Origin of the sequence: Peribacillus sp. NPDC060253 (assembly GCF_042727425.1) — a bacterium.
Taxonomy (GTDB): domain Bacteria; phylum Bacillota; class Bacilli; order Bacillales; family DSM-1321; genus Peribacillus.
Window position 1 is genome coordinate 1 of sequence record NZ_JBHXAS010000037.1, and the last position, 26,856, is coordinate 26,856.

A 26,856-nucleotide genomic window follows, 5' to 3' on the forward strand; every position below is an offset into this window, starting at 1 on the left:
ATACTACACTATATCAAGCAAAGGGACTTCGCTTAAGGCGATGTCAGATAGCTGCCATCAAAATATAAGGAGATTATTTGATGACAAAAAACAAATTCATTACGTTTGAGGAAGTTTATAAAAAGAAACAGAGAAGCAAGAAAATTTTTATTGGGACTTATATTACCATTACATTAGTTTTAATTTCATTAATGACTTATTTTATGGGGCAAATATAATATGTGGTTTCGAAGGGGCTGATGAATCGGCCTTTTTTTGGTCACATATAATAACTATTAGTAATCCTTCCCTTTAATATTAAGGGAATGTTAATTTTTAGTTACTTTTCTGATAATATAGTAGATTCCGCTTGCCAATCCCAACTATATATGTGATTATCAAATAAATGAGCTATATTCCTTATTTTTGAAAAAAGGATTAGGACAACAGTATGAAATGGTGGCTCAATTATATATTGGAGTGGAAATTTCTAATGGATTTTTTTGATATTTTAAAAGACACTTTTGCCAAGGGTGAGTCTGGACAAGATGTTTCTGTAAATGAACTTGTGGAAGAGATTAAGGAGAAATTAAGCGGGATCATTGAACAACCTGATAGTATATGATCCGTAGATACTTCGTCCCCATTTTGCTCGTTTTATGGGCGATCGTCACCTTCTTTTCTTTTATCGATGGAGAAGGCGTCAATGAATCTAAGAAATCATTTCAGATACATATACTTAAGGAGCATGTCTAACAACATGCTTCTTTTTTATGGCTTTCCCCTATATATATAAATGAATGATAACCTGTGAGGGTGATGAGGGTGATGAGACAAAGTGAGATTCCAATAGGAGTATTGGCGGCAGTTCTCATGGTTTTAGCTGTAGGATCCTGTATCATTTTTCTTTTTCCCAGCGGATCAAAAAGCGTAGTTGAAGATTTTTATGAGTATGAAAGTCAAGCGGAGTTCGGGAAATCCTGGGAATTGTTAAGTTCTGAAATGAAGCAGCGGTTTCCGAATCGGGCAGATTATGTGCAAAATCGGTCACATGTATTTTTACAGCATATGGATGTGGAGTCCTTTCAGTATGATGTAGGCCGAATCTTAAGAAAGTGAAGAACTGGATTCTGGATAAGGTTGGAAGGCAGCATAAAACGGCCTATGAAGTTCCAGTTACACAGGTCTTCAATTCTCGCATTGGGGTGTTTATATTTAACAAAATTGCTATGGCGTCAAAGAAAAAGGCGAATGCTGTTTGTTAAGGGATATCAGTTTAAAATAGATTCCTCTCCTTTTTCAGGCTCAAGTTCGTTTTATTGAAAAGGGAGAGGCGATGCTCTCGTGTAATGCCGAAAAGATCTACTTCTCATGAAACATATTTCATTCTTGAACGATCACTGATGGCTTTCAGAATAAACATTTTGTCCTGTGTGCTTAGCATAGCCCAGCTGCCTGCTTTGATTTTCATACAAATCCACTCCTTTTGTTTAGGATTATTTATTATAGTTGATGAATGATGGTTGATGGAATTCCGGGTCCAAAGAATAATAGTGACAAGTGATGAAAGGGGCAAGGGGAAGATGGAATTTTCAGCTCATATTAGATTATACCGTCTTTTTATGCCTAATAAACAACAAAAATTCCAACAAATCTCTACAATTGGTGTTCGTTTTTTGTCAGAATATTGGACGGAGAAAATGAAAAAGCTGTCAGGATGCGGGTCCGGACAGCTCTTTCATTTTTTCTTATTTTATGGATAATTGTTCTTTTAATTCGAATTGAACCTTTTCTTTTTCTTCATCCGACACAATATAATAGTAGATTCCGTCGATTTTCGTTCCGCTGCCATTTATGGATGATTGGGTAATGCTTTTGCTTGCATCCCTATAGTTCTTTTGGATGTCCATCATGTCATCAAACGTCAAATTCGTCTGGATATTATTACCGAGTGCATCGAAGACTTCATCGTATTTCGTCAGAGAGGAAACGCTCGCTCCTTTTTTAATGACGGCTTCGATAATGGAACGTTGTCTGGATTGACGGCCGAAATCACCACTCGGATCATCATGTCTCATTCTTGAATAGGCAAGGGCTTCTTTCCCAGTAAGAGTATGCGTACCTTTTGCAAAATGAATGCCATCAGATGTGAAGTCCAAATCGTTTTGCACGGTCACGCCGCCGACTGCGTCAACGATATCCTTAAAGCCCTCCATATTGATCTTCATATAATAGTCAATCGGGATATCAAGGAAGTTTTCAACGGTATCCATGGACATTTTCGCGCCGCCGAATGCAAATGCATGGTTGATTTTATCCTGTGTGCCATGACCGACGATCTCGGTCCGTGTATCACGTGGAATACTTAACATTTTGACCGATTTCTTTTGTGGATTGACTGTCAGGACGATCATTGTATCTGAACGGCCTTTATCACCATCACGTTCATCAACTCCGAGCATGAGCATCGAGAAGGGCTCCTGATCTGATAGTGCAAGGTCTTTCGTTCGTTTATCCGTGGTACGGTCTATGGGTGTATGCATCGTGTCAACGGTTTTTGTTAGAGAATTCCAAACGGAGTAGGCAAAAGCTCCCCCTACTAGTATAAAAAGTAGGACAATTATCCCGGCTACTTTCAGCCATGTCCGTTTCTTTTTCTTCTTTTTTTCATGTCTCATATAATACTTCCTTCCTCTTTTTGTTACCACTTACTCTATTATATTTAATTTACCTTTAAAAGAATAGTATATTTTACTATTTCATAATACCTTTGACATTTTTTGGTGTAATTTTGTTCTATGTAACTAGAACAGTGGCGAAGGGGGTGGGAAATTAAAATCGTTTAAAGGTTTAGTGCAAAAGGAGTGGATGATTGGAAAATCCTTGCTTCCCTGGTTATTGATTTCTCAGGTTGGTATATCATGTAATTCATTTTTAGCAGCGAGGTATATGGATCTGCAGGTCGTTTTTATCTTTGTACAAAGGTCATCATGATGATGCAGCTGCATATCATGACCCTGCTTATACTCTGGTTTGATATAACCAACAAAACAAGTACCTGTGCAGGCATTATATTAAATAAACGTGTTGCAGATGCTATTCAAAAAGCAGCTGTGTGTATTTAATCAAATTCTGAATTAATTTCTAGGAATCGTTTTTTACATTGAATCCTTTTTTGAGGATCTCAGCTAATTCGTCAACCTCACTCTTTTTAATACCCCATCCTATTAGTCCTACAATATCCAAGCGACTTCTTCTTGTTTTATTCCTTCTTTGACTGTAACCAGTCGAAAAAGTCATCCCTGAAAACCCTCTTGGACCTTTTTAAACGAATTAAAGGAAAATCGGGATTTCCCATGTATTCATCAGCAGTTCTTTCACTAACATTTAAATAATCTGCCACATGCTCTACTGTTAATAGTTCAGGTAGTTGTGACTCATCGGTATCGTTCGTTATGATTTCATCCCTTTTTTCATAATTCAAGTAATTTATATGCCCTTCTCCAATACAAGCTGCTTCTTTCTTAGAACACTTGGGGCATGTCAGTGTCTCAATTTTATCTTCCAAAACAGAAAACCGAGATACTACTCCAAACAGTGTTGAACAATTTTCACATAAATATGTATAAATACCTTCCACTTTCAAATTTATCACTCCTTTGACTTATCATTCGTTAAACTAACAAAATTTATAAGGAGTCAATCTGAAATGTGTTGGGTTTATGCGTTTTTCATTATGATGCTTCACCTCTACATACAGCCTTGAACGGTAAAACGAGTGCCCGAATGCCCATTTCAAAATGATGAACGGAACTTCGGAAAAAATTCCGGAGTTTTTTCATCAAAAAGTAAGGCCTTTTTTCACAATTTGAATAGACTGGAAAAAGTGATTCTCCAAATGAGTTTTCTAGGCGTACGACGATTTACTACAAAATGGGTGATTAGCAGAGTCCGTATTAGAAAGAAGGCGCATATATATGCAGTACGGATATCACTAAAGTATAAATAACTATTGGAGGCTAAAGGAAAAATGGAAGAGACTGTTGGTTTACCGTACCTTGAAGCTTTAACAGGGAAATTTGTGAAGGTGTTTAAAGGCGGGCCTGAATCTAGAGAAGGCAAGCTTTTAGCAGTGTTAAGCGATTATATCGTCATTCAAACAGGACAAAATCAAGAAAAAAATCAAGAACAAAATCAAGAACAAAATCAAATCGTGTATTTCGCCATCGAGCATTTGAAAATCGTTGTCGCGAATGCGAAGAAAGCTCAGGTTGATTTTTTGCCGATCAACGACGAAGAACTTGTATATCCAGCAAATTTTTTAGCAGTGCTAAAATCACTTCAAACTAGCTGCATTCAAGTGAATGGCGGCGGTCCGGCATCAAAAATTGGCCGGGTTATTGATGTGAAAGAGGAATTTTTAGTGTTATCCACGGAGAAAGAAGGTCTTGTTTTATACCCGATTTCCCATATTAAAAGTGTAACATTGGTGGAACAATCGTTCACTGAATTCTTGCCTGAATTTGTATATAACGGTACAGATACACTTAATGGCCTATTAACTCGGTTAGTCCACAACTGGGTATCAGTTAGTGGTGGAGGACCTGAGAAGGTTGAGGGCATTCTGATGGAAGTGGCTGACACGTACCTTATCGTCGTGCATCATGAAGAATTATTCTATGTGCCAACTGACCATGTCCAATTCGTAGGATTATCTGTGAAGAGAGAGGAAGAGAAAGAGGAAAAAGAAGAGAGCGGAGGGGAAAACGCTAAATCTGAAGGTTCTGCAAATGGAGGCGCGTCAAACGGATCAACACAAGAAAGCAGCTCATCAGACGAAAGCAGCTCATCAGACGAAAGTAGTTCTTCATTTGAAGGCTCTGCATCAAATGGATTAGGGAGAGGCAGACGTACTCGTTCAAATGCATTCAAGCAAATATGGATTGAGAACCTAATCAAAGCATCATCTCAAAACACACGTTAAAAGAAATACCTACAGGTACAGCAACCAAAAAGAGTTGTTGTGCCTTCTTATGGAGAATGGACATGCAGTTGTAGACTGATATAGTTCTTGAGTTTAATACTTTCATTCCATAACAGCTTTTTACTATTGGAACTAACGAGACAATCGTTTTAAAAGATAGGTAAGGCTGTAGTATCAAAAATGGGACAAAACATTATTTGCTTTTTGGATATGATTGATTTAAATAGAAAGGGGGACAACACTTGTTATCAAATCATATTGACCAGTATATGGAACTGGAGCTCACTGGAAATATATATGAAGCGGGGATATTAATTGAAGCTAACTCGGACATCATAGTCTTGTACACGGGAAAAGTGTACCGCTACATTCCTTTTAAGCACATTAAAAATTTTTCCTTTCCTATGATCGATGAGGAGATTGGTTCGGGGGAAGTGCCGGAAATCGACGAGACATCGTTCCGAAAGTTGTTGATGAACGCGAAGGGGATGTTTGTAGAAATCATGCTCACTAAAAAAGATTCGGTCCATGGTTATATCGTTGGCATCATGAATAACTATTTTGTCTTTTATTCGCCTGTATTCAAAACGATGTTCATCTCGATGGATCATTTGAAGTGGCTTTCGGTGTGTGATGATGTAAACGGGCCTTACGGTTTGAACAAAGCAGAGCAACTTGCACAGGTCTCTACTATAAGCTGGGCAAGGACTTTGGAGGAACAGGTAAAAAAGTTAGCCAATAAGCTGGTGGTGCTGGACTTAGGGATGCATCCGAAGAATATTGGGAAGATCAGTACGGTGAAAAACGGCATCATTGAGATGGCGGATGCTCATGGGGAGGAGATTTTTGTCAATATGAGGCATGTAAAAAGCTTTCATTTCCCACAATAAAAAAACTCCGGGTCTGAAGCGATCCGGAGTTATTTCTTTTTCTCGATATTTTCGTAGACCAAGGCAAGGGCTTGTTCGAATTTCCCGCTCTTTTTTGGTTTGTAATATTTTTTGCTGCGAAGTTTGTTCGGTAAGTATTGCTGCTTTACCCAGCCATTTTCGTAGTCATGCGGATATAGGTAGCCGATACCGCGTCCGAGATCCGTGGCCCCTTTGTAATGGGCATCCTTAAGATGGTCCGGTACGTCTCCACTATGGCCGCTGCGAATGTCAGCAAGGGCTGCATCAATTGCGGAAATGGCTGTATTCGATTTAGGTGATAGGCATAATTCGACCACTGAGTTGGCAAGTGGAATCCGGGCTTCAGGAAAACCGAGTCGTTCTGCGGCTTCGACTGCAGCGAGTGCCCTGGGACCGGCCTGCGGATTGGCAAGACCGACATCTTCGTAGGCGATGACGACCAAGCGGCGTGCGATGCTGACAAGATCGCCCGCTTCGACCAAGCGACCCAAGTAATGAAGGGCTGCATTCACATCACTTCCCCGAATTGATTTTTGAAATGCCGACAGGACGTCATAGTGAGCATCACCGTCCTTGTCATGTGAAAAGCTTTTTTTCTGCATGCATTCCTCGGCAATTTGCAGATCGATGTTGATCGTTTCGGATTCATCAGGTTCGGTCGAAATGACGGCGAGCTCTAGAGCGTTAAGGGCACTGCGGACATCTCCGTTCGAAGCAGTCGCGAAATGGGTAAGGGCATCAAAGCTGACATCCGTTTTATATGCACCAAGTCCTCGCTCTTCATCAAGAAGTGCCCGTTCCAGGGCTTTGATTATATCAGTGGTTTCCAATGATTTGAGCTCGAATATCTGGCATCTGCTTCGGATTGCCGGATTGATTGCATGATAAGGGTTGCTTGTCGTTGCACCGATCAAAGTAATCATTCCGTTTTCGAGATAAGGCAATAGGAAATCCTGTTTCGCTTTATCGAGACGATGAACCTCATCGAGTAGCAGTATCACTTTACCAGACATTTTCGCCTCGGCTGCGACGATTTCCATATCTTTTTTATTATTGGTCACCGCATTCAGCGTCCGGAAAGCAAACTTCGTACTTCCGGCAATCGCACTTGCAATCGAAGTCTTGCCAATTCCAGGCGGTCCATACAGAATCATGGAGGATAGCTGCTTAGCTTTAACCATCCTCGCGATAATTTTACCTTCACCGACCAGATGCTCCTGCCCGATGATCTCATCAATCGATCGAGGCCGCATCCGGAAAGCAAGCGGTTTAATATTCATTGCGCACCTCTCCTTTTTATATAAGGTATCACAAGTTGTGGGGGAAATGCGCTGATTATGCTGTGAATGACGGTGAATTCGTATTCAATCCGACCTTCAAGCTTGATAATTCGTCCTAGCTTTCTATGAGTGAACTTAGTAGATAGACTCTGCCTTTGGTTTGGCCGGAATGATCCAGTTTCATTGAAGGTAATAATTTTTTTGCGCTGGAAGGGGATTGGAGTTGGAGGGAGTTTCGAAATTCGCTGTTGGTAATGGAAGGCTTAACGAGATATACATAATCTAAAAGTGCCGAAATATGAGCATCATGGAAGTACCCAAACATGTATGGCAAATCCACTTTCTTTGCCGCTCCATGGAATATGCATGACACTTATGGCAGAAAACACCGGACCTTACGTATTATTTTTCTATTAATATCCTTTTTCGCCGCCCGAATGATAGTGGAAGAATTAGCACTGACAACTAGTGTTTCGAATGGAAAATTGTTCATTTTTTTGTTTTTAACCAGTCTAACAGATGCTCGGGCTGCCGGTTCACTTGCAATATTGGATCGTCAAAAGCTTCGATTTTTCCATCTGGATTTGTGCGGATCAGTTGATTGAATGTGAATGCGTGGTCGAGAAAAGACGGAGGTCATGAAAGAGTAGATACTCTTTTTTAGGAAGGGCTTTAAGAGATTGGAAGACTCTGATTCACCATTGAATCCTGCCCTGATTTTTTTGATATCTTCGTTCATGAGAGCCTCTAGCATGTCGATTTTTAATGGCATCTAGCAATCTTTAATCATCATGGTAATCACTCCTTAAAGATTTAAGTAGAGTATTCTCCTTTAATAAATTGGCTTCCTGTAATTTGGTGAAGCTAACTGAATCAAAGAATCGAACTTTCGTTTAATCTGTCCACCATAACACTAGTGATTTCATTTTTCCTATCTCTCCAATTAGGATAATTTGACAAATGGAGGGTAGGTGAATGCATTTCTGGCGGGAATATGCTATAATTTCAAAAGAATTTAGAAACGGATAAATAATTTGAGGTGTATATGTATGAAGATATCTACTAAAGGCCGTTATGGTTTAACGATTATGATAGAGCTTGCTAAACATTATGGAGAAGGCCCGAAAAGTTTGAAATCGATTGCCCAGACGCATAATCTGTCCGAGCATTATTTGGAGCAGTTGATTGCGCCGCTTCGTAATGCGGGGTTGGTGAAGAGTGTCCGCGGTGCGTATGGCGGGTATGTCTTGTCTAAGGATCCTCAGGAGATTACTTCGGGTGATGTCATCCGTGTATTGGAAGGGCCGATTACCCCTGTTGAAGGGATTGAGGATGAAGAGCCGGTTAAGCGCCAGCTTTGGATTCGCATTCGCGATGCGGTGAAGGATGTATTGGATAATACGACGCTGATGGATTTGGCGAGCTACAAGGATACGGGAGAAATCGATTCTTATATGTACTATATTTAAGTGATTAGCAATGCGCCTATTATGTAGGCGCTTGCGTTTTTTAATGGAGGCGACAATAAAGTGGAAAGAATATATTTAGATCATGCTGCGACTTCTCCGATGCATCCGAATGTGATCGATAGAATGATGACAGTCATGAGCCATGACTTTGGTAATCCGTCGAGCATTCATGCTTTCGGGCGGGAGGCGCGCCATGTTTTAGATGAGGCGCGTTCGAGCATTGCAACAAGTGTCGGTGCCGGACGGAATGAAATCATTTTCACGAGCGGTGGAACAGAAGCGGATAATATGGCGATTATCGGCATTGCGAATGCGAATAAAGAAAAAGGCAAGCACATCATTACGACGGAGATTGAGCATCATGCTGTTTTGCATACATGTCAATTCCTTGAGAAGTCTGGCTTTGAAGTCACATATTTACCTGTGAATGAAGCGGGGCTTATTTCAATTGACGATTTAAAGGCGGCATTGAGGGACGATACGATTATGGTTTCGGTCATGTATGGCAATAACGAGGTGGGGACCATTCAGCCGATTGCTGAAATTGGACAACTCCTTAAAGGTCATCAAGCCATTTTCCATACGGATGCGGTTCAGGCATATGGTTTGATCTCTATCGACGTTCGTGGGCTGGGTGTGGATTTGCTAAGTGTTTCAGCACATAAAATCAACGGTCCCAAAGGAATCGGCTTCCTATACATGCGTGAAGGCTTGAAGCTGAATCCCCATTTATATGGCGGGGAACAAGAACGAAAACGCCGTGCGGGCACGGAGAGTGTGCCGGCAATTGCTGGTTTTGCCGAAGCGGTTTTGATTGCTCAAAGCATGATGGATAAGAAAACGGAGCAATACTTGCAATTTAAAGACGTATTGCTTGCCGTCTTTGACGAGGCGGATGTACAATATGAAATTAACGGATCTATGGAGCAGTCGCTGCCACATGTGCTGAATGTTAGTTTTCCGGGTACGAATGTGGAATCGATGCTCGTTAATATGGACTTGGCCGGTGTTGCGGTATCAAGTGGGTCTGCATGTACGGCAGGGTCAATCGATCCTTCGCATGTGCTTGTTGCGATGTTTGGAAAAGATTCGGAGCGAACGAAGAATTCGATTCGTTTCAGCTTCGGTTTGAACAACACGGAACAGGAAGTCAGGCAAGCGGCTGAAACAACCGTGAAAATCGTTAATAGATTAGTGAGAAAATAATTCTTGCTTTAAATAAATGAGGTGACAGGATGAATAAAGCACCACAGGATACCCGCGTCGTCGTGGGTATGTCAGGAGGCGTTGATTCCTCTGTGTCAGCCCTGCTGTTGAAGAATCAAGGCTATGATGTGGTCGGGATTTTCATGAAGAACTGGGACGATACAGATGAAAACGGAGTCTGTACAGCAACGGAAGATTACAATGATGTAATAGCGGTTTGTAATCAAATCGGCATCCCTTATTATGCGGTCAATTTCGAAAAGCAATATTGGGATAAAGTGTTCACATATTTCTTGGAAGAGTATAAAGCGGGCCGCACTCCAAATCCGGATGTTATGTGCAATAAGGAAATCAAGTTCAAGGCATTTCTTGAACATGCGGTAAGTCTTGGTGCGGATTATGTGGCAACTGGACATTACGCACAGGTTGAATACCGGGATGGCGAATACAAAATGCTTCGCGGTGTCGATAATAATAAAGATCAAACGTATTTCTTGAATCAGCTTACTCAAGAGCAATTGGAAAAAGTCATGTTTCCACTTGGGCACATCGATAAGAAGGAAGTCCGTGAAATTGCGAAAGAAGCTGGTCTTGCAACAGCAACGAAAAAAGATTCAACAGGCATCTGTTTTATCGGTGAACGCAATTTCAAAGAGTTTTTAAGTAATTACCTTCCAGCTCAGCCTGGAGATATGGTCACGATGGATGGCAAAGTGATGGGCAAGCATGATGGATTGATGTATTACACAATCGGTCAGCGCCACGGTCTAGGGATAGGCGGCAGCGGCGAACCTTGGTTTGTTGCGGGAAAAGACTTGAAGCGTAATGTTTTATATGTGTGTCAAGGCTTTGATAATGATGTGCTGTATTCCAATTCCCTTCTTGCAGTGAATGTCAGCTGGGTAGCGGAACATATACCTGCAGGGGAATTTGCATGCACGGCAAAGTTCAGGTACCGTCAAGAGGATAGCGGCGTAAAAGTGAAGGTCTTGGAAAATGGTGATGTCGAAGTCATTTTTGACGAAGCAGTCCGCGCAATCACACCTGGACAAGCAGTTGTATTCTATGATGGTGAAGTATGCCTTGGTGGCGGTACGATTGATGAAGTATTTAAAAAAGGTGAAAAACTGACTTACGTAGGGTAAAATGAGCATGTCCCCAGCTGTGTTTGCGGTTGGGGACTTCTTTTTGATTGCTGGTTCGGTCTGAATTAGACCACTGGCTTGTGCTATACTTTTTATTATAAAAATGGAGTGTGAATGAACATGGATAAGAATCAACAAGGAATTGAATTAATGCAACAAGGGAAATACGAAGAAGCGGCGAAAGTTTTCAATGAGGCGATCGAGGAAAATCCGAATGAGCCTGTTGCCTACATAAATTTTGGGAATGTACTGACTGCAGTGGGTGAAACGGATAAAGCCGTAAAGTTTTACAAAAAGGCGATTGAGCTGGATGAAAATGCAGCAGCGGCTTACTATTCATTAGGGAACCTATACTATGAGTCCGATGCAAAATTAGTCGAAGCGAAGGATATGTTTGAAAAAGCGATCCGTTTGGGACTGGAGAACAGCGATGCTTACTTTATGCTTGGATTGACATTGATGGCGTTGGATCAACCGAAATTGGCGATGCCTTATTTACAGAGAACCGTGGAGTTGAGCCCTGAGGATGTGGATGCGCGATTCCAATATGCGCTATGTCTAGCTAATGCGGAATTGTATGATGAATTGATCAATCAACTGAATTTAGTGGTGGAACAGGATCCGGGCCATGCAGACGCCTATTATAATTTAGGTGTAGCGTTTGCCGGGTATCGTGAAGATGCGCAAGCGGCGATGGCTTATTTTGATAAAGCATTGGAGGCACAGCCTGATCATATGCTGGCTGCGCACGGTAAGAAACTGATGGAAGAAATGAATGCAGAGTAAATAGAAGGCATATGCATGGAAAGGTGGGGAGAAGCGTTGAGCCAGCAAGATTCGTTGGATTTGTTTTCAGAAGAGAAAATGTTCATGAAAGGAAGTCATTTAGTGACGATCTTTCATAATGAAGAAAATATGTACTCGGTTGTAAGAATTCGTGTGCATGAAACGAATCTGAATTATGAAGAGAAGGAAGCTGTCGTAACCGGATATTTTCCAAAGATGCATGAGGACGAGATTTATATTTTTTATGGAGCGATGAAGGAACATCCGCGTTTTGGCCTTCAATATCATGTTGAGCATTTTCGCAAGGATTTACCCCAATCCAAGGAAGGCATCGTCAGCTATTTATCCGGTGACCTGTTCAAAGGCATTGGGAAAAAAACAGCCGAGAGCATTGTTGAGACACTAGGGGAAAAGGCAATTTCCAAAATTCTGGCTCAGCCTTCGTTACTTGATGATATCCCGAAGTTATCTGGGGAAAAGGCAAAGGTTCTCTATGATACATTAGTGGAGCATCAAGGTCTGGAGCAGGTGATGATCGCCCTGAATCAATATGGTTTTGGTCCTCAGCTGTCGATGAAGATTTATCAAATGTATAAACAGGATACGATCTCGATGGTTCAGGGAAATCCTTATAAGCTTGTAGAGGATATTGAAGGGATTGGTTTTGGACGGGCGGATGAGCTTGGGAATCAGCTTGGCATTTCCGGCAGTCATCCCGACCGAATCAAGGCAGCCTGCTTGTACACCCTTGAATCACAATGCCTCCAGGACGGAAATATCTACATAGAAGCTGAGCAGCTTTTGGAAGCGGTCAAGCGCCTGCTTGAGGAAAATAAACGGGATCGGATTGAGTTCACGAACATTTCCTCGGAAATAATCGAATTGACGCAAGAGGGGAAAATCGTTGTCGAGGATCAACGAATTTATCCGCCCTCCTTATTTTATTCCGAAAAAGGAATCATAATGAACATCAAGAGATTGCTTTCTCAAACCGAGTATGAAGACCAGTTCCCGGAATCGGAGTTTTTGCTGGCACTTGGCAAGCTGGAAGAGCGGCTAGATGTATCCTATGCTCCAGCTCAAAAGGAAGCGATCCAAACAGCCCTGCAGTCACCCATGTTAATCTTGACGGGGGGACCGGGTACCGGTAAGACAACAGTAATCAAAGGGATCGTTGAGCTCTATGCAGAGCTGCATGGCGTATCGATGGACATTCACGATTATAAAAAAGAGGGCAGCGATCCATTTCCATTCGTACTTGCGGCTCCTACTGGCCGTGCAGCGAAACGCATGGCTGAATCGACGGGACTCCCCGCCGTTACGATCCACCGTCTACTGGGGTGGAACGGGAGTGAAGGGTTTTCCCATGATGAGGATAATCAGTTGGATGGCCGTATCGTAATCATCGATGAGGTTTCGATGGTGGATACATGGCTTGCCCATCAATTGTTTAAAGCTTTGCCGGAAAATGTCCAAGTGATATTGGTTGGTGATGAAGATCAGCTCCCATCAGTCGGCCCTGGACAGGTATTAAAGGATTTGCTTGCATCGAATTGTGTACCGACTGTCAGTCTTGAGCATATTTATCGTCAAGCTGATGGTTCATCGATCATTGAATTGGCCCATGATATCAAAAAAGGAAGACTTCCGGATGATGTCACGAAGCAGCAAGAGGATCGATCATTCATTCGCTGCCAGACTGGCCAAATCCCCCAAGTCATTGAGAAAGTGGTTGCGAATGCGAGGACGAAGGGTTTTACGGCAAAAGATATACAGGTGTTGGCTCCCATGTATAGAGGTCCTGCCGGGATTGATGCATTGAATAAAATGCTTCAGGAAGTTTTCAATAGCAATGTGAATGAAAAGCGGCGGGAAATTAAATTTGGTGACGTGATCTACAGAACGGGAGATAAAGTCCTTCAACTGGTGAATCAGCCGGAGGAGGGTGTCTTTAATGGGGATATGGGCGAAATCGTGTCCATATTGTTCGCTAAAGAAAATACCGATCATGTCGATAAAGTAATCATATCGTTTGAGGGGATAGAAGTAACATACACGAAACAGGATTTGAACCAGATTACACATGCATATTGCTGCTCCATCCATAAGTCGCAGGGTAGCGAGTTCCCTATTGTCATTTTACCAGTAGTGAAAAGTTATTATCGGATGCTCCGTCGTAATTTATTGTATACGGCGATTACCCGCAGTAAAAATTTCTTGATTCTTTGTGGTGAAGAAGATGCATTCCGTTTAGGAATCGAACGTAATGATGAGATGCGCCGGAAAACGACCTTGCGTGAAAAGCTGCGAGAGGCTCTGAGTGAAGAAGATCTGCCAGTGGAAAAGGGAGAGGTACATGAGGAACAGGCAAGTTATCTTGATATCCTCATGCATGCAGACCCGATGATCGGGATGGAAAATGTCACGCCTTATGATTTCATGTAGGGTGACTGTTTCGTTCCTTCATAAATTTTGTTTTAAACTCATAGTTTTGGTGGAACCATTATAAAATATAACTTATATGTGAAAGAGTAGGGGGATTTGAATGAAAAAAGGATGGATAATAGGGTTAGTCGTTGTCGTTTTACTGATCATTTATGGGGTATCTTCGTACAACGGCCTTGTTAGTGCCAATGAAGACGTCGACAATAAGTGGTCACAGGTGGATAATCAATTGAAGCGAAGAGCGGATTTGATTCCGAATCTTGTCGAAACGGTAAAGGGCTATGCAAAGCATGAAACGGAAGCCATTAAAGCGGTGAGTGATGCACGATCGAAGTTAGCTGGTGCCAATTCGACTGAAGATGCGATAGCGGCCGATCAAGAAATGAGTGGGGCTTTAAGCCGTCTTTTGGTGGTTGTCGAGAACTATCCGGATTTAAAGGCTAATGAGAACTTTAAGGGCCTCATGGATAGTTTGGAAGGAACGGAAAATCGTCTGACGGTAGCCCGAAAAGACTATAATGATGAAGTTACCACATATAATAAGGCCATTAAACGCTTTCCGAAAAATATGATGGCAGGCGCGTTCGGGTTCGAGGCTAAACCATATTTTGAAGTGACCGATCAAGAAAAAGAAACACCTAAGGTTGATTTCGGGAGCGATAAATAATGAAAAAACTCGCTGTGTTTGCGCTATTCTTCATTCTCATGTTCAATTTAGCAAACGTAGTCGCAGCACAACCTAACATTCCTAAGCCTGTTGGGGATATCTATGTCCAGGACTTCGCTGGAGTACTCGATGATCAGGAGAAATCCGAACTCATCGAACTTGGAAAACGCTTGGATGATGCCACAAAAGCACAGATTTCCGTTTTGACGGTTGATTCGATGGAAGGATCCGAGATCGAGGAATACTCGGTCGAGGCATTTAGATCATTCAAGCTTGGTGATGCCGAGCTGAACAATGGAGTCCTCATTGTGCTGGCCATGGAAGAACAGAAAATCCGTATTGAAGTGGGGTACGGTTTGGAAGGGGCCATTACCGATATAAAATCTGGACAGATTTTGGATAATGTGGCTATCCCTGCGCTGAAAGAGGGTAAATATGATGCTGCCCTGACGGAAACCTATAAGGCCGTGTATAACGATGTCACGAAAGAATACGACCTAGGTGACGATTTTCATCAAGATCTCTCCGTTCAGCAAGGATCAGAGTCAGATACCTTTCAGCCATCACGTTTACAGATTTTTCTCATCATCATCGGTGTCATCATTGTGTTCATCCTTGATGCCAAGTTCTTCAAAGGATTTTTACTTCAAACATTACTTAATATCCTTTTGATGTTCATTAGTCGCGGAGGCGGTGGCGGCGGTGGAGGCCCACGAGGCGGTGGCGGAGGAAGTTCTGGTGGCGGAGGTTCCAGCAGAGGATGGTAAGATGAGGTGACCGGGAAACCGGTCTTTTTTTATGCCATGTTTTTCGTAATGATGAACAATGGAAAACCTTTCAGCACATCTATTTACAGGATGAATGAAATAATAAAAATGTTCGGAAAGGCGGGATGACCTTGCGGACGTTTTCTTTATTGAAAGGGATGCCGGTTTTTACAAGCACAGGACAAAGGATCGGCACGGTCCACGATTTATCGATTTCTGAATCGGGCCAAGTAACAGGCTTGGTCATTCATCAACAAGCATTGTTCAAGAGAGCCTTCCATTTGAAACTGGACGATATTACTTCTTTCGGTCCAGATGGGATCGTCATCATGCAACAGGATTCAACTCCAAGGAAAGTGCCTGACGGTTCCATCTGTCTAACAAAGGACGAATTATTGGGACGCATGATTTTTTCAGAAATGGGCGAAGAGCTTGGTTTACTGCAGGATGTATATTTCAAGGAAAAATTGGGCACGATTATAGCGTATGAAACAACGGATGGGTTTTTCTCGGAGTCGACAGTGGTCGAATCAAAACAGCCACCTACATTAGGGAAGGATACCATCATTGTTTCAGTTTATGAACAGTGAGGTGTCCAATTTTGGAAATACAATGTCCGAATTGCCGCAGTAAAGATGTCGGGAAAATTGGCGTGAATCAATATTATTGTTGGAGTTGTTTTATTGAAATGACCTTATCGGAAGGAATCATTAATACGCACCAGGTCGAGGAAGATGGAAGTTTAAGCTCATTGGACGATTTGTTTGAGGAAAATGACCGCCGCTTCAGTATGTAATTAACGGAAGAGGTGTTTACAATGGCTAGACGTTCACGCAATAGTCTTATGAACATGGGTTCGGACATGATGAACTCAAAGATGATCAAACGTAGTATGAAGAAGATACGCAAAAGATTAAAGTCATTATTTTAATGCGTTTGGGTGTCCTGATCGTGGGGACACTCTTTTTTATGTATGAAATCCTTCCGCCTTTCGAAGAATAAATGAGCGGGAGGTGTTTAGTGTGAGTATTCGTCTAAAATGGTTTTATCGCCTGGGTTTTTTATTGCTCTTATTTTTCGTTATTTATATTTTTATGAAACTTAAGCCTATGTGGGGACCTGTTGTAACTGTATGTGTGACGGTACTTTTACCTTTTTTGATTGGTGCGTTCATCAGTTACTTGCTGCATCCGGTAGTGGAATATTTAAATGAGAAAGGAATGCGTCGGTGGCTTTCGATTACGATCATCTATTTGTTATTTTTCGGAGGGATTGGCTTTGCCGTTTATAAAGGCATACCGGTGATGGTCAGTCAGGTTCGCGAGCTGTCGGAAAGCGTACCGGAACTAGTTGAACAGTACCGGAGCAGGATAGATAAGCTTAATCATCAAACAGCTACATGGCCGTTCGGTATTCATGAAAGGTTTGAAGACGGTGTCACCCTTTTTGAAGGTTGGTTGAATCGTATGTCTGAAAAAGCGATGGAGTATGCCATGAAGATGATTGATTTTATCGTTCTGATTGCGTTGATTCCATTCATTGCTTTTTATATCCTGAAAGATTTCACGGCTTTAAAAAAAATGGCTTGGTATATGACCCCGAAAAAATGGCGCAAACAGGGACGGGCATTCGTTCGTGATGTTGATGCGTCGCTTGGCGGTTATATTCGCGGTCAAATCATTGTCTGTGTCGTGATCGGGTTGATTTCCTCGCTGCTTTTTTGGATAGTCGACATGCAATATCCGCTGCTTTTGGGGGCGATAATCGGAATAACGAATGTCATTCCGTATTTCGGGCCGATTATCGGGGCCATTCCTGCCGTGATAATCGCCGCGACAATATCAGTGAAAATGGTGTTGATCATCGTGGTGATCGTGCTTGTCCTTCAATTTCTTGAGGGGAATATCTTGTCGCCGTTAATAGTCGGTAAAAGCCTCCATATGCATCCGCTTTTCATCATGCTAGCATTATTGGCCGGAGGTGAAATAGGCGGTATCACGGGAATGGTCCTTTCGATTCCCATTTTGGCTGTGCTGAAAGTTTTTGTGCTTCATGCCCGTGTTCATTTCAGAAAGAAGCCGCCGCTTATTGACAAATAAAAGCCTTGTGAATATAATCCATTACATAAGATAATTCGTTGAAGGATGAAGTATGCTGAAGTCCATCTAGAAGAGAGGGGTCCCCTAGGCTGAGAGGGATTGCCAGATGAAGAGCAGCAGAAAGCTAGTCCTGAGAGCAGCTAATACCTGCCGTCATGCCGCGTTAAGGCTTTTATGAAGGTGATGGACAGAGGATTTTCCTGCGTCCATAATCAGGGTGGTACCGCGAGTTAACTCTCGTCCCTGTTTTTGGGATGGGAGTTTTTTGTGTGCTCAAAATTACATAATTATTAGAAGGAGGATATATATGAAGTATTTAACTGGTGCTCAAATCCGCCAAATGTACTTAGATTTTTTTAGTGAGAAAGGCCATACCATCGAACCAAGTGCGTCATTGGTTCCTCATGAAGATCCATCTTTGCTTTGGATCAATTCCGGGGTTGCGACGTTAAAGAAATATTTTGATGGCCGGGTGATTCCAGAGAATCCAAGGATTACAAATGCACAAAAGGCCATTCGTACGAACGATATTGAAAACGTGGGGAAAACAGCACGTCATCATACGTTTTTCGAAATGCTAGGTAACTTTTCCATTGGTGAATATTTTAAAGAGGAAGCCATCACATGGGCATGGGAGTTTTTGACGGATGAAAAATGGATAGGGTTTGACAAAGAGAAATTAGCTGTGACAATCCATCCTGAAGATGACGAAGCATTCGAGCTTTGGAATAAAAAGATCGGTGTTCCTGCTGAAAGAATCATTCGTCTGGAAGAAAATTTCTGGGATATCGGTGAAGGCCCTAGTGGTCCGAATACAGAGATTTTCTATGACCGCGGACCAGCATATGGTGATGATCCGAATGATCCGGAACTATATCCAGGCGGGGAAAATGAACGGCATCTAGAAGTCTGGAATCTTGTGTTTTCTCAATTCAACCATAATCCGGACGGTTCTTACACACCGCTTCCAAAGAAAAATATTGATACGGGCATGGGGCTTGAACGTATGGCATCCGTCGTTCAAGATGTGGCGACGAACTATGATACCGATCTATTCATGCCAATCATCCGGGCGGTCGAAGAAATCTCCGATGTGAAATATGGTGTCGATACAGAAAAAGATGTTGCATTCAAGGTCATTGCCGACCATATACGTACTGTAGCATTTGCAGTAGGGGACGGAGCACTTCCATCCAACGAAGGCCGTGGTTATGTGTTACGCCGTTTACTTCGCAGAGCGGTTCGATATGCTAAGCAAATCAACATCAATCGTCCATTCATGTTCGAGCTTGTGACAGTTGTCGGTGAAATCATGAAAGACTTCTACCCTGAAGTACTTAAAAATAAAGATTTCATTGCGAAAGTCATCAAAAATGAAGAGGAACGTTTCCATGAAACGCTTCATGATGGACTTGCCATCCTTTCTGAAGTCATCAAAAAGGAAAAAGAAAAAGGCAGCACAACCATTCCTGGCAGTGACGCATTCCGTTTATATGACACATATGGCTTCCCAATCGAGTTAACGGAAGAATATGCAGAAGAAGAAGGCATGATGATCGATCAGGCTGGATTTGAAAAGGAAATGGATGCACAGCGTGAACGTGCCCGTTCAGCTCGTCAAGATGTGGATTCCATGCAAATCCAAGGCGGAGTACTGGGCGATATTAAAGTTGAAAGTGAATTTGTTGGCTATGATCAAGTTGCGGTTGAGGCAAAAGTAGCTGCAATCATAAAAAATGGCGAGCTTGTAACGGAGGCACAAGAAGGTGAAGATGTTCAGGTGATTCTGAACAAAACTCCATTCTACGCGGAAAGCGGCGGGCAAATCGCTGATAAAGGAACGATGGCCAGTGAATCCGTGAAAGTGGATGTCCATGATGTTCAAAAAGCGCCAAATGGCCAAAATCTGCACCGTGTAACTGTGGTTGCCGGAACATTAACGTCAGATTCCGATATCGTTGCTGCGGTCAATCAAGAAAACCGCATCCATATCACGAAAAATCATACAGCGACGCATCTTCTGCATCAGGCATTAAAAGATGTATTGGGTACACATGTCAATCAGGCCGGTTCACTCGTACAAGCTGAGCGTCTTCGCTTCGATTTCTCTCATTTTGGCCAGATAACGGCAGAGGAGATTGAGCGGATCGAAACGATTGTAAATGAAAAAATTTGGCAAAGTCTGCAAGTGAATACGGATTATAAAAATATTGAAGAAGCGAAAGCGATGGGCGCAATGGCCTTGTTCGGCGAAAAATACGGCAAGATTGTCCGTGTCGTTCAAATAGGCGATTATAGTCTTGAACTTTGCGGTGGTGTCCATGTCCCGAATACAGCGGTAATCGGCTTGTTCAAAATCGTTTCCGAAAGCGGCATCGGAGCTGGGACTCGCCGGATAGAAGCAGTAACGGGTGCTGGCGCATACAAATTGATGACTGACCAGATCGGCGTATTAAAGGACGCTGCTGCTAAATTGAAAACGAACTTGAAAGATGTACCTTCAAGAATTGAAACGGTCTTAGCCGAGGTGAAGGACCTTCATCGTGAGAATGAAAGCCTGACTGCAAAATTAAGTAATATTGAAGCGGGAAGCCTCGTTTCTAACGTAAAAGAAATAAATGGAGTACAAGTATTGGTGGCAAAGGTTCAAGCTACCGACATGAATAATCTGCGTGCAATGGCGGATGATTTGAAACAAAAGCTAGATTCTGTCATTATCGTATTGGGATCGGCTCAAGGCGATAAAGTTAATTTAATTGCCGGTGTGACGAAAGATTATATCGATCGCGGTTTCCATGCAGGCAAATTGATCAAAGAAGTTGCTTCCCGTTGCGGCGGCGGCGGCGGCGGACGTCCAGATATGGCCCAAGCCGGCGGAAAAGACCCTGAAAAATTGGACGCAGCACTTAATTTTGTTGAAGAATGGGTCTTATCGATTTCATAATCCATGAAAAGTGTTGTACAATGTAGGTAATAGTGGATTCTGGACGCTGAGGAGAGGTGCATGTTAATGAGTTCCTTTGATAAAACGATGAAATTTAATTTTCCCGAAGAACCATTCGAAAGAGATGTACAAGAAGTATTGTCTCAAGTTTATGTTGCACTTCAGGAAAAAGGTTATAACCCGATTAACCAGATTGTCGGTTATCTATTATCTGGTGACCCGGCCTACATCCCGCGCCATATGGATGCTCGAAACATTATTCGTAAGCTTGAACGCGATGAAATCATCGAAGAATTGGTTAAGTCGTATCTTAAGAATCATCGAGAGGAATACTAATGCGCACAATGGGACTTGATTTAGGTTCAAAAACCATCGGCGTTGCCTTGAGTGACGCGATGGGCTGGACTGCACAAGGATTGGAAACGATCAAAATTAACGAAGCTGGAAATGACTTCGGCTTAAAACGTCTCAATGAAATCATAAAAGAACATGAAGTTTCTAAGATTGTCCTCGGTTTACCTAAAAATATGAATGGAACTGTAGGACCGCGCGGCGAGATCAGTCAAGAATTCGCCAAACGCTTAGAAAATAAATTCAAGCTGCCAGTGTTTCTCTGGGATGAACGGTTGACAACCATGGCGGCTGAACGTGTCCTTCTTGAGGCGGACGTGAGCCGAAGCAAACGTAAGAAAGTCATTGATAAAATGGCAGCTGTCATGATTCTGCAAGGTTTCTTGGACAGACAAACAAATTCAATATGAGGTGAATGCAAATGGAACACGGTGAAAACAACATTACAGTAGTAGATGAAAACGGAAATGAGCAGCTTTGCGAAATCCTTTTCACTTTCGATTCAGATAAATTCAACAAATCTTATGTACTTTATTATCCGATGTCTGCAGAAGATGATGAGGAAGAAATTGAAATCCACGCTTCATCTTTCGTACCAAGCGAAGATAATAAAGATGGTGAACTAACACCGATCGAAACGGAAGAAGAATGGGATTTAGTAGAAGAAATGCTAAATACATTCCTTGACCAAGAAGAAGCTGAAGAAGAATAATCACCAGAAAAAAACTGACCTCCATCGAGGTCAGTTTTTTAGTTTGTAGACAAAAGGGGATCTATTTGGAACCGGTGTGGGAGCCTCCTGCGGGAAATCAACGTTCGAAATTGATAACCCCTCACTACAGTAACCCACCTCCATCAAGGGCGGTCATGTATGTACCAGTAACCCCTTATCTTTTCTCTACGAATAAAAGAATAAAAGTTGCAAGCGGACCTAAGAATAATGATAGCATGAACCAATTTAAGGCCGTTCTATTTTTACCTTGAGCAAGTCCGGCGTTTATGAGTGCCAACGTTCCCCAACCTACAAAAAAAGAATTATCCATCTCATTCACACCTTTCTCTCATTGAATCAATAGTAGCATACGTATATGAATATTCCTGGTCATTTCATGAAATGCCTAGTACATACAGGAAACAAATTGAGTGCATTTTTTAAGCTGAGTAAATAAAACTAAGCTGATTGGAACAGGTCTACGAGACCTGCGGGAAATACGCGTTTAAGGGAGACCCCCGCAGGCGCAAAGAACGCTGAGGGCGGACAATCCGCGGAAGTGAGTGCCTGAAGTGTAAATTAACTACACCCATCAAAAAAACTGTAGACAAAGATATCACTATTTTCCTATAAAATAACGGCTGTATATTGACAAAACTAGTGCATTTTTGCCATAAATAGAGTAGTGAAGAATGTAGTTTTGCAAAAAACATGTAATTATTTGTTGATTTTAGTATAATGTTCGAAGCAAAGATTAATTAGAGAAAGCATCATCAAGAAACCATTCTGTAGTTGGTGTGAGTTTGCAGGGGGAATGAAAATGGATGAAAAAGATAAAAATTTATCTAAAAAGGAACATATCCAAATGAAATTGTTAGAACGGCAAGGAGAAGCAAAGCTTGTACGTAAAATTATCATGATTACGATAGCTTCGCTTATTTTACTAATCGGTATAGTTAGTCTGGTAGGTTTTTTATATATCAACTCTGCCATGAAACCAGTCGATCCAGATGATGACACCATCAAGAAAGTGAAAATCCCCATCGGTTCATCCGTGAACGGAATTTCGACACTGCTTGAAGAGCAGGGGATAATAAAGGACGCACGCGTATTCAAATATTATATTAAATTCCGCAATGAATCCGGTTTCCAGGCAGGTGAGTATAAATTATCACCTTCGATGCCAATTAAAGATATTGTCACAAGCATCAAAACCGGGAAACTCATGAAAGAAGCGGCATTGAAGATCACGATTCCTGAAGGGAAACAGCTTATCCAAATCGCCGATATCATTGCAGTGAAGACGGGCCAAGATCCGAAAAAAGTTTTCAAGGAATTGAATGATAAGAAATTCGTAAAGTCCATGCAAGAGCATTATCCGGAGCTATTGACGTCGGAAATTGAAAATGAAAAGATTTTATATCCGCTTGAAGGGTACCTTTTCCCAGCGACTTATGATTTTTATGAGGAAAAACCAACATTGGAATCCATAGTCATCGAGATGCTGAAGAAATCGGATGAGACCTTACAGGCATACGAACCCCAAATGAAAAAGAACGATTATTCCGTACACAAGATGCTGACCTTCGCTTCACTAGTTGAAGAAGAAGCAACGGCACAAGTCGATCGCGGTAAAATAGCTTCCGTCTTTTACAATCGTATCGAGGAAGATATGCCGCTTCAAACGGATCCAACCGTCTTGTATGCAAAGGGTTCACATAAAAGTAAGGTGTTTTACAAAGACCTTGAGGTGAAGTCCCCATATAATACGTACAAGAACAAGGGGCTACCTCCAGGGCCGATTGCCAATGCTGGAACGACATCGATCGAAGCGGTATTGAAACCCGAGAAAACGGATTTCCTATACTTCTTGGCGACACCTGAAGGGGAAGTGCTTTACTCCAAAACATTGGAGGACCACAATAATAAAAAGGCGGAGCATATTTCCAATAAATAATGCTTAGCAACTGCGGGGGGAGAGATATTACTTTCCCCTTGTTTTTATGATAGAATAGTACAAGTGAATTTATTGGATCCGATTTTTATCGGTGACTGTAACTCGGCGAATGCCGGGTTTTATTTTGAAAGATAAGGAAATGTAGATCGAAAAAGCATGCTTGTTTCAGCTCTTTGTAAAATTTAAAAAAGGATGAAAATCTTTTGTTTACTTTTTTTCATGAACTGATCAAGCGCTTTCGGTTTTCTTATAATTGGAGGAAACGTCTTGAACGGAAAAATAGAACAATATCTTCATTCCTTAATTCCGGAGCGTACGGGTTTGATTAAGGAGTTGGAAGATTTTGCGATGGAAAACAATGTGCCGATCATGGAGCCGGAAGGGATAGAGGTGCTGCTTCAGATTTTGAGGCTTCATCAGCCGAAGGCGATATTGGAGGTTGGCTCGGCTATTGGCTATTCGGCCATTAGGATGGCTGAGACCCTTCCGGAAGCTCAAATCGTGACACTTGAACGGAATGAAGCCCGAATTGAGCAGGCAAGAGCTAACATCAAGAAGGCTGGCCTGTCGGACAGGATCACCCTCATTGAAGGAGATGCCCTTGAAGCAGGACTGAAAGTCATGGAACATGGTCCGTTTGATATCATCTTCGTTGATGCAGCTAAAGGGCAGTACAAGCGCTTCTTTGAGCTGTTTGAACCATTCCTTGCCGATGCTGGCATTATCATTACTGATAATGTATTATTTAAAGGCTTGGTTGCTGAAAACATTGAAGAAATGGAAATGACGAGAAGAAAGCGAGCTCTCATCAAAAAAATCAGAGATTTTAACATCTGGTTACATGACCATCCAAATTTCGATACTGTGATTTTGCCGATTGGTGATGGTGTGGCCATTAGTAAACATAGAGGTGACAAAAATGAAAAAGCCTGAATTACTCGTGACTCCGACAAGTGTCGATCATATAACAGAACTCATCGATACTGGCGCTGACGCCTTCGTTATTGGCGAACAACGTTATGCGCTAAGGCTGGCAGGGGAGTTCAACCGTGAAGATGTCAAGAAGGCGATTGAGCTTGCACATGCCTCAGGCAAGAAAGTCTACGTGTCCATGAACGCCATTTTTCATAATGAAAAGGTGGACGAGCTTGAAGAGTATGTAGCATTCCTTGCCGATGCTGGTGCTGACCGGATCATTTTCGGTGATCCCGCAGTCTTAATGGCTGTCCGTGCCGTTGCGCCGGATATGCCCTTGCACTGGAACACAGAGATGACGGTAACGAACTGGTACACATGTAATTATTGGGGAAAACGGGGTGCTGTCCGTGCCTTGGCTGCCCGTGAAATCAGTTTGGACGAGATCGTTGAAATGAAGGAAAATGCCGAAGTCGAGATTGAAGTGCAAGTGCACGGCATGACGTGCATGTTCCAATCGAAGCGCACACTCCTGGGGAATTATTTTGAATACCAGGGTAAGGCATTGGAAGTGGAAAATCGGAAGGAACATAGAAATTTGTTTCTGCATGATAAGGAACGTGAAAATAAATACCCGATTTATGAGGATGAAAATGGTACACATATCATGAGTCCCAATGACATGTGCATGATTGATGAACTTCAGGAATTGATTGAGGCGGAAATAGATTCCCTGAAAATCGAAGGGCTATTACAAACACCGGAATATATCACGGAAATGACAAAGTTATATCGGGAAGCCATTGACGTATGTGCAGAAGATCCTGATCGTTATGATGATATGAAAGCGGAACTATATGAAAAAGTCAAAGCAGTTCAGCCGGATAGCCGTGAGTTGGATACAGGGTTCTTCTTTAAAGAATCGGTTTATTAAAGAAAAGGGTAAGAGAAAGAGGAGGAATAGCCTTGAATGCTATTGCTGATAAAATTTCCAAGATCATTGATGGAAAGAGAGTCATTGTAAAAAAACCTGAATTGCTGGCTCCGGCTGGAAACCTGGAAAAATTAAAAATCGCCGTTCATTACGGAGCAGATGCCGTGTTTATTGGCGGGCAGGAATATGGTCTTCGGTCCAATGCCGGTAACTTCACGTTTGAGGAAATGAAGGAAGGCGTCGAATTCGCCAAAAAGTATGGTGCTAAAGTATATGTAACCACTAATATTTTCGCACATAATGAAAATATCGATGGCCTTGATGAATATCTCGAAGGGCTTCAGGAGGCCGGTGTTCATGGAATCATCGTTGCCGATCCATTAATCATAGAAACTTGTAAACGGGTCGCTCCGAACGTCGAAATCCATTTAAGCACGCAGCAATCGCTTTCGAACTGGAAGGCCGTTCAGTATTGGAAAGAGGAAGGGTTGGAGCGTGTTGTTTTGGCGCGTGAGACCAGTGCTGATGAAATCCGTGAAATGAAGGAGAAAGTCGATATCGAAATCGAAGCTTTCGTTCACGGGGCTATGTGCATTGCCTATTCAGGACGCTGCACCCTTTCGAATCATATGACTGCGCGTGATTCAAACCGCGGCGGCTGTTGTCAGTCTTGCCGGTGGGATTACGATTTATATGAGTTGGATCAAGATGGGGAAAAAGCCTTGTTCGAGAAAGAAGATGCTCCATTTGCAATGAGTCCAAAAGACTTGAAATTGATTGAATCTTTGCCACGCATGATCGAAATTGGCATAGATAGTTTAAAAGTCGAAGGACGAATGAAGTCCATACATTATATTGCTACAGTAGTCAGCGTCTATCGTAAAGTGATCGATGCGTATTGTGCCGATCCGGACAATTTCAAGATCAAACAAGAATGGCTGGAAGAGCTTGATAAGTGCGCGAACCGTGAGACGGCATCATCGTTCATGGAAGGGGAAATTCCTGGGTATAAACAGCAAATGTTCGGGAATCATACCGTAAAGACTCGCTTCGACTTCGCAGGATTGGTGCTGGATTACAACGAAGAAACTCAAATGGTAACCATGCAACAACGTAACTTCTTCAAGCCTGGAGATGAAGTGGAGTTTTTTGGACCGGAAATCGAAAACTTCACTCAAAAAATCGGTACGATCTGGGATGAGTCAGGCAAAGAGCTGGAGGCCGCTCGCCATCCGCTTCAAATTGTCCGCATTCAAGTAGATAATCAAGTATATGTGAACAATATGATGCGGAAGGAGAATTGAC

General features: G+C 42.3%; 28 protein-coding genes. 24 read left to right on the forward strand and 4 right to left on the reverse strand.

What is annotated here, in order from left to right:
* Positions 1-80: 80 nt before the first annotated feature.
* The 3 genes from ACFWE9_RS11905 (at position 81) to ACFWE9_RS11915 (ending at position 1,098) form a co-directional block, all read left to right on the forward strand.
* Positions 81-218, forward strand: coding sequence for a hypothetical protein (locus ACFWE9_RS11905; protein ID WP_377356897.1), 138 nt, complete (start codon positions 81-83; stop codon positions 216-218).
* Positions 219-472: 254 nt separating this feature from the next.
* Positions 473-604 (forward strand): YwzD family small protein, encoded by a 132-nt coding sequence (locus ACFWE9_RS11910; protein ID WP_286201242.1) that lies wholly within the window; start codon positions 473-475, stop codon positions 602-604.
* Between the two features lie 203 nt (positions 605-807).
* Positions 808-1,098, forward strand: coding sequence for a hypothetical protein (locus ACFWE9_RS11915; protein ID WP_377356900.1), 291 nt, complete (start codon positions 808-810; stop codon positions 1,096-1,098).
* Between the two features lie 629 nt (positions 1,099-1,727).
* On the opposite strand, the gene tagU is transcribed toward ACFWE9_RS11915, so the two are convergent.
* Positions 1,728-2,657 carry a polyisoprenyl-teichoic acid--peptidoglycan teichoic acid transferase TagU gene (tagU, locus tag ACFWE9_RS11920; RefSeq protein ID WP_377356902.1) on the reverse strand — a complete coding sequence of 310 codons (930 nt, stop codon included), beginning with the start codon at positions 2,655-2,657 and terminating at the stop codon, positions 1,728-1,730.
* A gap of 584 nt (positions 2,658-3,241) precedes the next feature.
* The gene (locus ACFWE9_RS11925; RefSeq protein WP_377356936.1) at positions 3,242-3,619 is read right to left on the reverse strand and encodes a helix-turn-helix domain-containing protein; all 378 of its coding nucleotides are present in this window, start codon (positions 3,617-3,619) and stop codon (positions 3,242-3,244) included.
* A 390-nt stretch (positions 3,620-4,009) separates the two neighbouring features.
* Between ACFWE9_RS11925 and ACFWE9_RS11930 the strand changes: the two genes are divergently transcribed.
* A complete protein-coding gene (locus ACFWE9_RS11930; RefSeq protein ID WP_377356904.1) occupies positions 4,010-4,963 on the forward strand; it encodes a hypothetical protein in 954 nt (317 codons plus the stop codon).
* Positions 4,964-5,205: 242 nt separating this feature from the next.
* On the forward strand, positions 5,206-5,853 hold the full coding sequence (locus ACFWE9_RS11935) for a DUF2642 domain-containing protein (protein ID WP_230155137.1): 648 nt from the start codon (positions 5,206-5,208) through the stop codon (positions 5,851-5,853).
* 29 nt (positions 5,854-5,882) lie between these two features.
* Here the strand turns inward: ACFWE9_RS11935 and ACFWE9_RS11940 are convergent, their stop codons facing one another.
* Positions 5,883-7,154, reverse strand: coding sequence for a replication-associated recombination protein A (locus tag ACFWE9_RS11940; RefSeq protein WP_377356906.1), 1,272 nt, complete (start codon positions 7,152-7,154; stop codon positions 5,883-5,885).
* Between the two features lie 323 nt (positions 7,155-7,477).
* Here ACFWE9_RS11940 and ACFWE9_RS11945 point away from each other — a divergent pair, with 323 nt between their 5' ends.
* The 15 genes from ACFWE9_RS11945 (at position 7,478) to ACFWE9_RS12015 (ending at position 21,745) form a co-directional block, all read left to right on the forward strand.
* Entirely contained in the window at positions 7,478-7,759 is a 282-nt protein-coding gene (locus tag ACFWE9_RS11945) for a hypothetical protein (RefSeq protein ID WP_377356908.1), read from the forward strand.
* 444 nt (positions 7,760-8,203) lie between these two features.
* Positions 8,204-8,623, forward strand: coding sequence for a cysteine metabolism transcriptional regulator CymR (cymR, locus tag ACFWE9_RS11950; RefSeq protein ID WP_034308657.1), 420 nt, complete (start codon positions 8,204-8,206; stop codon positions 8,621-8,623).
* Between the two features lie 60 nt (positions 8,624-8,683).
* Positions 8,684-9,829, forward strand: coding sequence for a cysteine desulfurase family protein (locus ACFWE9_RS11955; RefSeq protein ID WP_377356910.1), 1,146 nt, complete (start codon positions 8,684-8,686; stop codon positions 9,827-9,829).
* Positions 9,830-9,858: 29 nt separating this feature from the next.
* Positions 9,859-10,974, forward strand: a complete 1,116-nt coding sequence (gene mnmA / locus ACFWE9_RS11960) for a tRNA 2-thiouridine(34) synthase MnmA (RefSeq protein ID WP_377356912.1) — start codon at positions 9,859-9,861, stop codon at positions 10,972-10,974.
* A gap of 120 nt (positions 10,975-11,094) precedes the next feature.
* Positions 11,095-11,760, forward strand: coding sequence for a tetratricopeptide repeat protein (locus ACFWE9_RS11965; RefSeq protein WP_230155149.1), 666 nt, complete (start codon positions 11,095-11,097; stop codon positions 11,758-11,760).
* A 15-nt stretch (positions 11,761-11,775) separates the two neighbouring features.
* A complete protein-coding gene (gene recD2 / locus ACFWE9_RS11970) occupies positions 11,776-14,205 on the forward strand; it encodes an SF1B family DNA helicase RecD2 (protein ID WP_377356914.1) in 2,430 nt (809 codons plus the stop codon).
* Positions 14,206-14,305: 100 nt separating this feature from the next.
* A complete protein-coding gene (locus ACFWE9_RS11975) occupies positions 14,306-14,872 on the forward strand; it encodes a LemA family protein (protein ID WP_377356916.1) in 567 nt (188 codons plus the stop codon).
* The gene (locus tag ACFWE9_RS11980; RefSeq protein ID WP_377356918.1) at positions 14,872-15,639 is read left to right on the forward strand and encodes a TPM domain-containing protein; all 768 of its coding nucleotides are present in this window, start codon (positions 14,872-14,874) and stop codon (positions 15,637-15,639) included. Before ACFWE9_RS11975 ends, ACFWE9_RS11980 begins: the two co-directional genes overlap by 1 nt.
* 131 nt (positions 15,640-15,770) lie before the next feature.
* Positions 15,771-16,229, forward strand: a complete 459-nt coding sequence (locus ACFWE9_RS11985; RefSeq protein ID WP_377356920.1) for a PRC-barrel domain-containing protein — start codon at positions 15,771-15,773, stop codon at positions 16,227-16,229.
* Between the two features lie 8 nt (positions 16,230-16,237).
* Positions 16,238-16,435: a hypothetical protein gene (locus tag ACFWE9_RS11990; RefSeq protein ID WP_377356938.1), complete on the forward strand. Its 198-nt coding sequence runs from the start codon at positions 16,238-16,240 to the stop codon at positions 16,433-16,435.
* 226 nt (positions 16,436-16,661) lie between these two features.
* Positions 16,662-17,738, forward strand: coding sequence for an AI-2E family transporter (locus ACFWE9_RS11995; RefSeq protein ID WP_377356922.1), 1,077 nt, complete (start codon positions 16,662-16,664; stop codon positions 17,736-17,738).
* 307 nt (positions 17,739-18,045) lie between these two features.
* Positions 18,046-20,682, forward strand: coding sequence for an alanine--tRNA ligase (gene alaS / locus ACFWE9_RS12000; RefSeq protein ID WP_230155160.1), 2,637 nt, complete (start codon positions 18,046-18,048; stop codon positions 20,680-20,682).
* A 66-nt stretch (positions 20,683-20,748) separates the two neighbouring features.
* Positions 20,749-21,018, forward strand: coding sequence for an IreB family regulatory phosphoprotein (locus ACFWE9_RS12005; protein WP_034311358.1), 270 nt, complete (start codon positions 20,749-20,751; stop codon positions 21,016-21,018).
* Positions 21,018-21,443, forward strand: coding sequence for a Holliday junction resolvase RuvX (gene ruvX, locus ACFWE9_RS12010; RefSeq protein WP_230155163.1), 426 nt, complete (start codon positions 21,018-21,020; stop codon positions 21,441-21,443). The genes ACFWE9_RS12005 and ruvX overlap by 1 nt, the downstream gene beginning before the upstream one ends.
* Positions 21,444-21,454: 11 nt before the next feature.
* Complete coding sequence (locus ACFWE9_RS12015; RefSeq protein ID WP_063232962.1) at positions 21,455-21,745, forward strand: DUF1292 domain-containing protein; 291 nt, start codon at positions 21,455-21,457, stop codon at positions 21,743-21,745.
* A 175-nt stretch (positions 21,746-21,920) separates the two neighbouring features.
* Here the strand turns inward: ACFWE9_RS12015 and ACFWE9_RS12020 are convergent, their stop codons facing one another.
* Positions 21,921-22,076: a hypothetical protein gene (locus ACFWE9_RS12020; protein ID WP_230155165.1), complete on the reverse strand. Its 156-nt coding sequence runs from the start codon at positions 22,074-22,076 to the stop codon at positions 21,921-21,923.
* 489 nt (positions 22,077-22,565) lie between these two features.
* Between ACFWE9_RS12020 and mltG the strand changes: the two genes are divergently transcribed.
* The 4 genes from mltG (at position 22,566) to ACFWE9_RS12040 (ending at position 26,855) form a co-directional block, all read left to right on the forward strand.
* Positions 22,566-23,702 carry an endolytic transglycosylase MltG gene (mltG, locus tag ACFWE9_RS12025; RefSeq protein WP_230155167.1) on the forward strand — a complete coding sequence of 379 codons (1,137 nt, stop codon included), beginning with the start codon at positions 22,566-22,568 and terminating at the stop codon, positions 23,700-23,702.
* A gap of 267 nt (positions 23,703-23,969) precedes the next feature.
* Positions 23,970-24,635, forward strand: coding sequence for an O-methyltransferase (locus ACFWE9_RS12030; RefSeq protein WP_377356926.1), 666 nt, complete (start codon positions 23,970-23,972; stop codon positions 24,633-24,635).
* Complete coding sequence (locus tag ACFWE9_RS12035; protein ID WP_230155171.1) at positions 24,622-25,551, forward strand: peptidase U32 family protein; 930 nt, start codon at positions 24,622-24,624, stop codon at positions 25,549-25,551. Before ACFWE9_RS12030 ends, ACFWE9_RS12035 begins: the two co-directional genes overlap by 14 nt.
* Positions 25,552-25,583: 32 nt before the next feature.
* Positions 25,584-26,855: a peptidase U32 family protein gene (locus tag ACFWE9_RS12040; protein WP_230155173.1), complete on the forward strand. Its 1,272-nt coding sequence runs from the start codon at positions 25,584-25,586 to the stop codon at positions 26,853-26,855.
* Position 26,856: the final 1 nt, after the last annotated feature.

Bases quoted from the DNA above. Each gene is read 5' to 3' on its own strand.
- mnmA (WP_377356912.1), top strand. From the start codon at position 9,859: ATGAATAAAGCACCACAGGATACCCGCGTCGTCGTGGGTATGTCAGGA.
- ruvX (WP_230155163.1), top strand. From the start codon at position 21,018: ATGCGCACAATGGGACTTGATTTAGGTTCAAAAACCATCGGCGTTGCC.
- alaS (WP_230155160.1), top strand. From the start codon at position 18,046: ATGAAGTATTTAACTGGTGCTCAAATCCGCCAAATGTACTTAGATTTT.
- ACFWE9_RS12020 (WP_230155165.1), bottom strand. From the start codon at position 22,076: ATGGATAATTCTTTTTTTGTAGGTTGGGGAACGTTGGCACTCATAAAC.
- ACFWE9_RS11945 (WP_377356908.1), top strand. From the start codon at position 7,478: ATGTATGGCAAATCCACTTTCTTTGCCGCTCCATGGAATATGCATGAC.
- ACFWE9_RS11940 (WP_377356906.1), bottom strand. From the start codon at position 7,154: ATGAATATTAAACCGCTTGCTTTCCGGATGCGGCCTCGATCGATTGAT.
- ACFWE9_RS11980 (WP_377356918.1), top strand. From the start codon at position 14,872: ATGAAAAAACTCGCTGTGTTTGCGCTATTCTTCATTCTCATGTTCAAT.
- ACFWE9_RS11915 (WP_377356900.1), top strand. From the start codon at position 808: ATGAGACAAAGTGAGATTCCAATAGGAGTATTGGCGGCAGTTCTCATG.
- mltG (WP_230155167.1), top strand. From the start codon at position 22,566: ATGGATGAAAAAGATAAAAATTTATCTAAAAAGGAACATATCCAAATG.
- ACFWE9_RS11930 (WP_377356904.1), top strand. From the start codon at position 4,010: ATGGAAGAGACTGTTGGTTTACCGTACCTTGAAGCTTTAACAGGGAAA.
- ACFWE9_RS11910 (WP_286201242.1), top strand. From the start codon at position 473: ATGGATTTTTTTGATATTTTAAAAGACACTTTTGCCAAGGGTGAGTCT.
- ACFWE9_RS12015 (WP_063232962.1), top strand. From the start codon at position 21,455: ATGGAACACGGTGAAAACAACATTACAGTAGTAGATGAAAACGGAAAT.
- ACFWE9_RS11975 (WP_377356916.1), top strand. From the start codon at position 14,306: ATGAAAAAAGGATGGATAATAGGGTTAGTCGTTGTCGTTTTACTGATC.
- ACFWE9_RS12005 (WP_034311358.1), top strand. From the start codon at position 20,749: ATGAGTTCCTTTGATAAAACGATGAAATTTAATTTTCCCGAAGAACCA.
- tagU (WP_377356902.1), bottom strand. From the start codon at position 2,657: ATGAGACATGAAAAAAAGAAGAAAAAGAAACGGACATGGCTGAAAGTA.
- ACFWE9_RS11905 (WP_377356897.1), top strand. From the start codon at position 81: ATGACAAAAAACAAATTCATTACGTTTGAGGAAGTTTATAAAAAGAAA.
- recD2 (WP_377356914.1), top strand. From the start codon at position 11,776: ATGGAAAGGTGGGGAGAAGCGTTGAGCCAGCAAGATTCGTTGGATTTG.
- ACFWE9_RS11965 (WP_230155149.1), top strand. From the start codon at position 11,095: ATGGATAAGAATCAACAAGGAATTGAATTAATGCAACAAGGGAAATAC.
- cymR (WP_034308657.1), top strand. From the start codon at position 8,204: ATGAAGATATCTACTAAAGGCCGTTATGGTTTAACGATTATGATAGAG.
- ACFWE9_RS12035 (WP_230155171.1), top strand. From the start codon at position 24,622: ATGAAAAAGCCTGAATTACTCGTGACTCCGACAAGTGTCGATCATATA.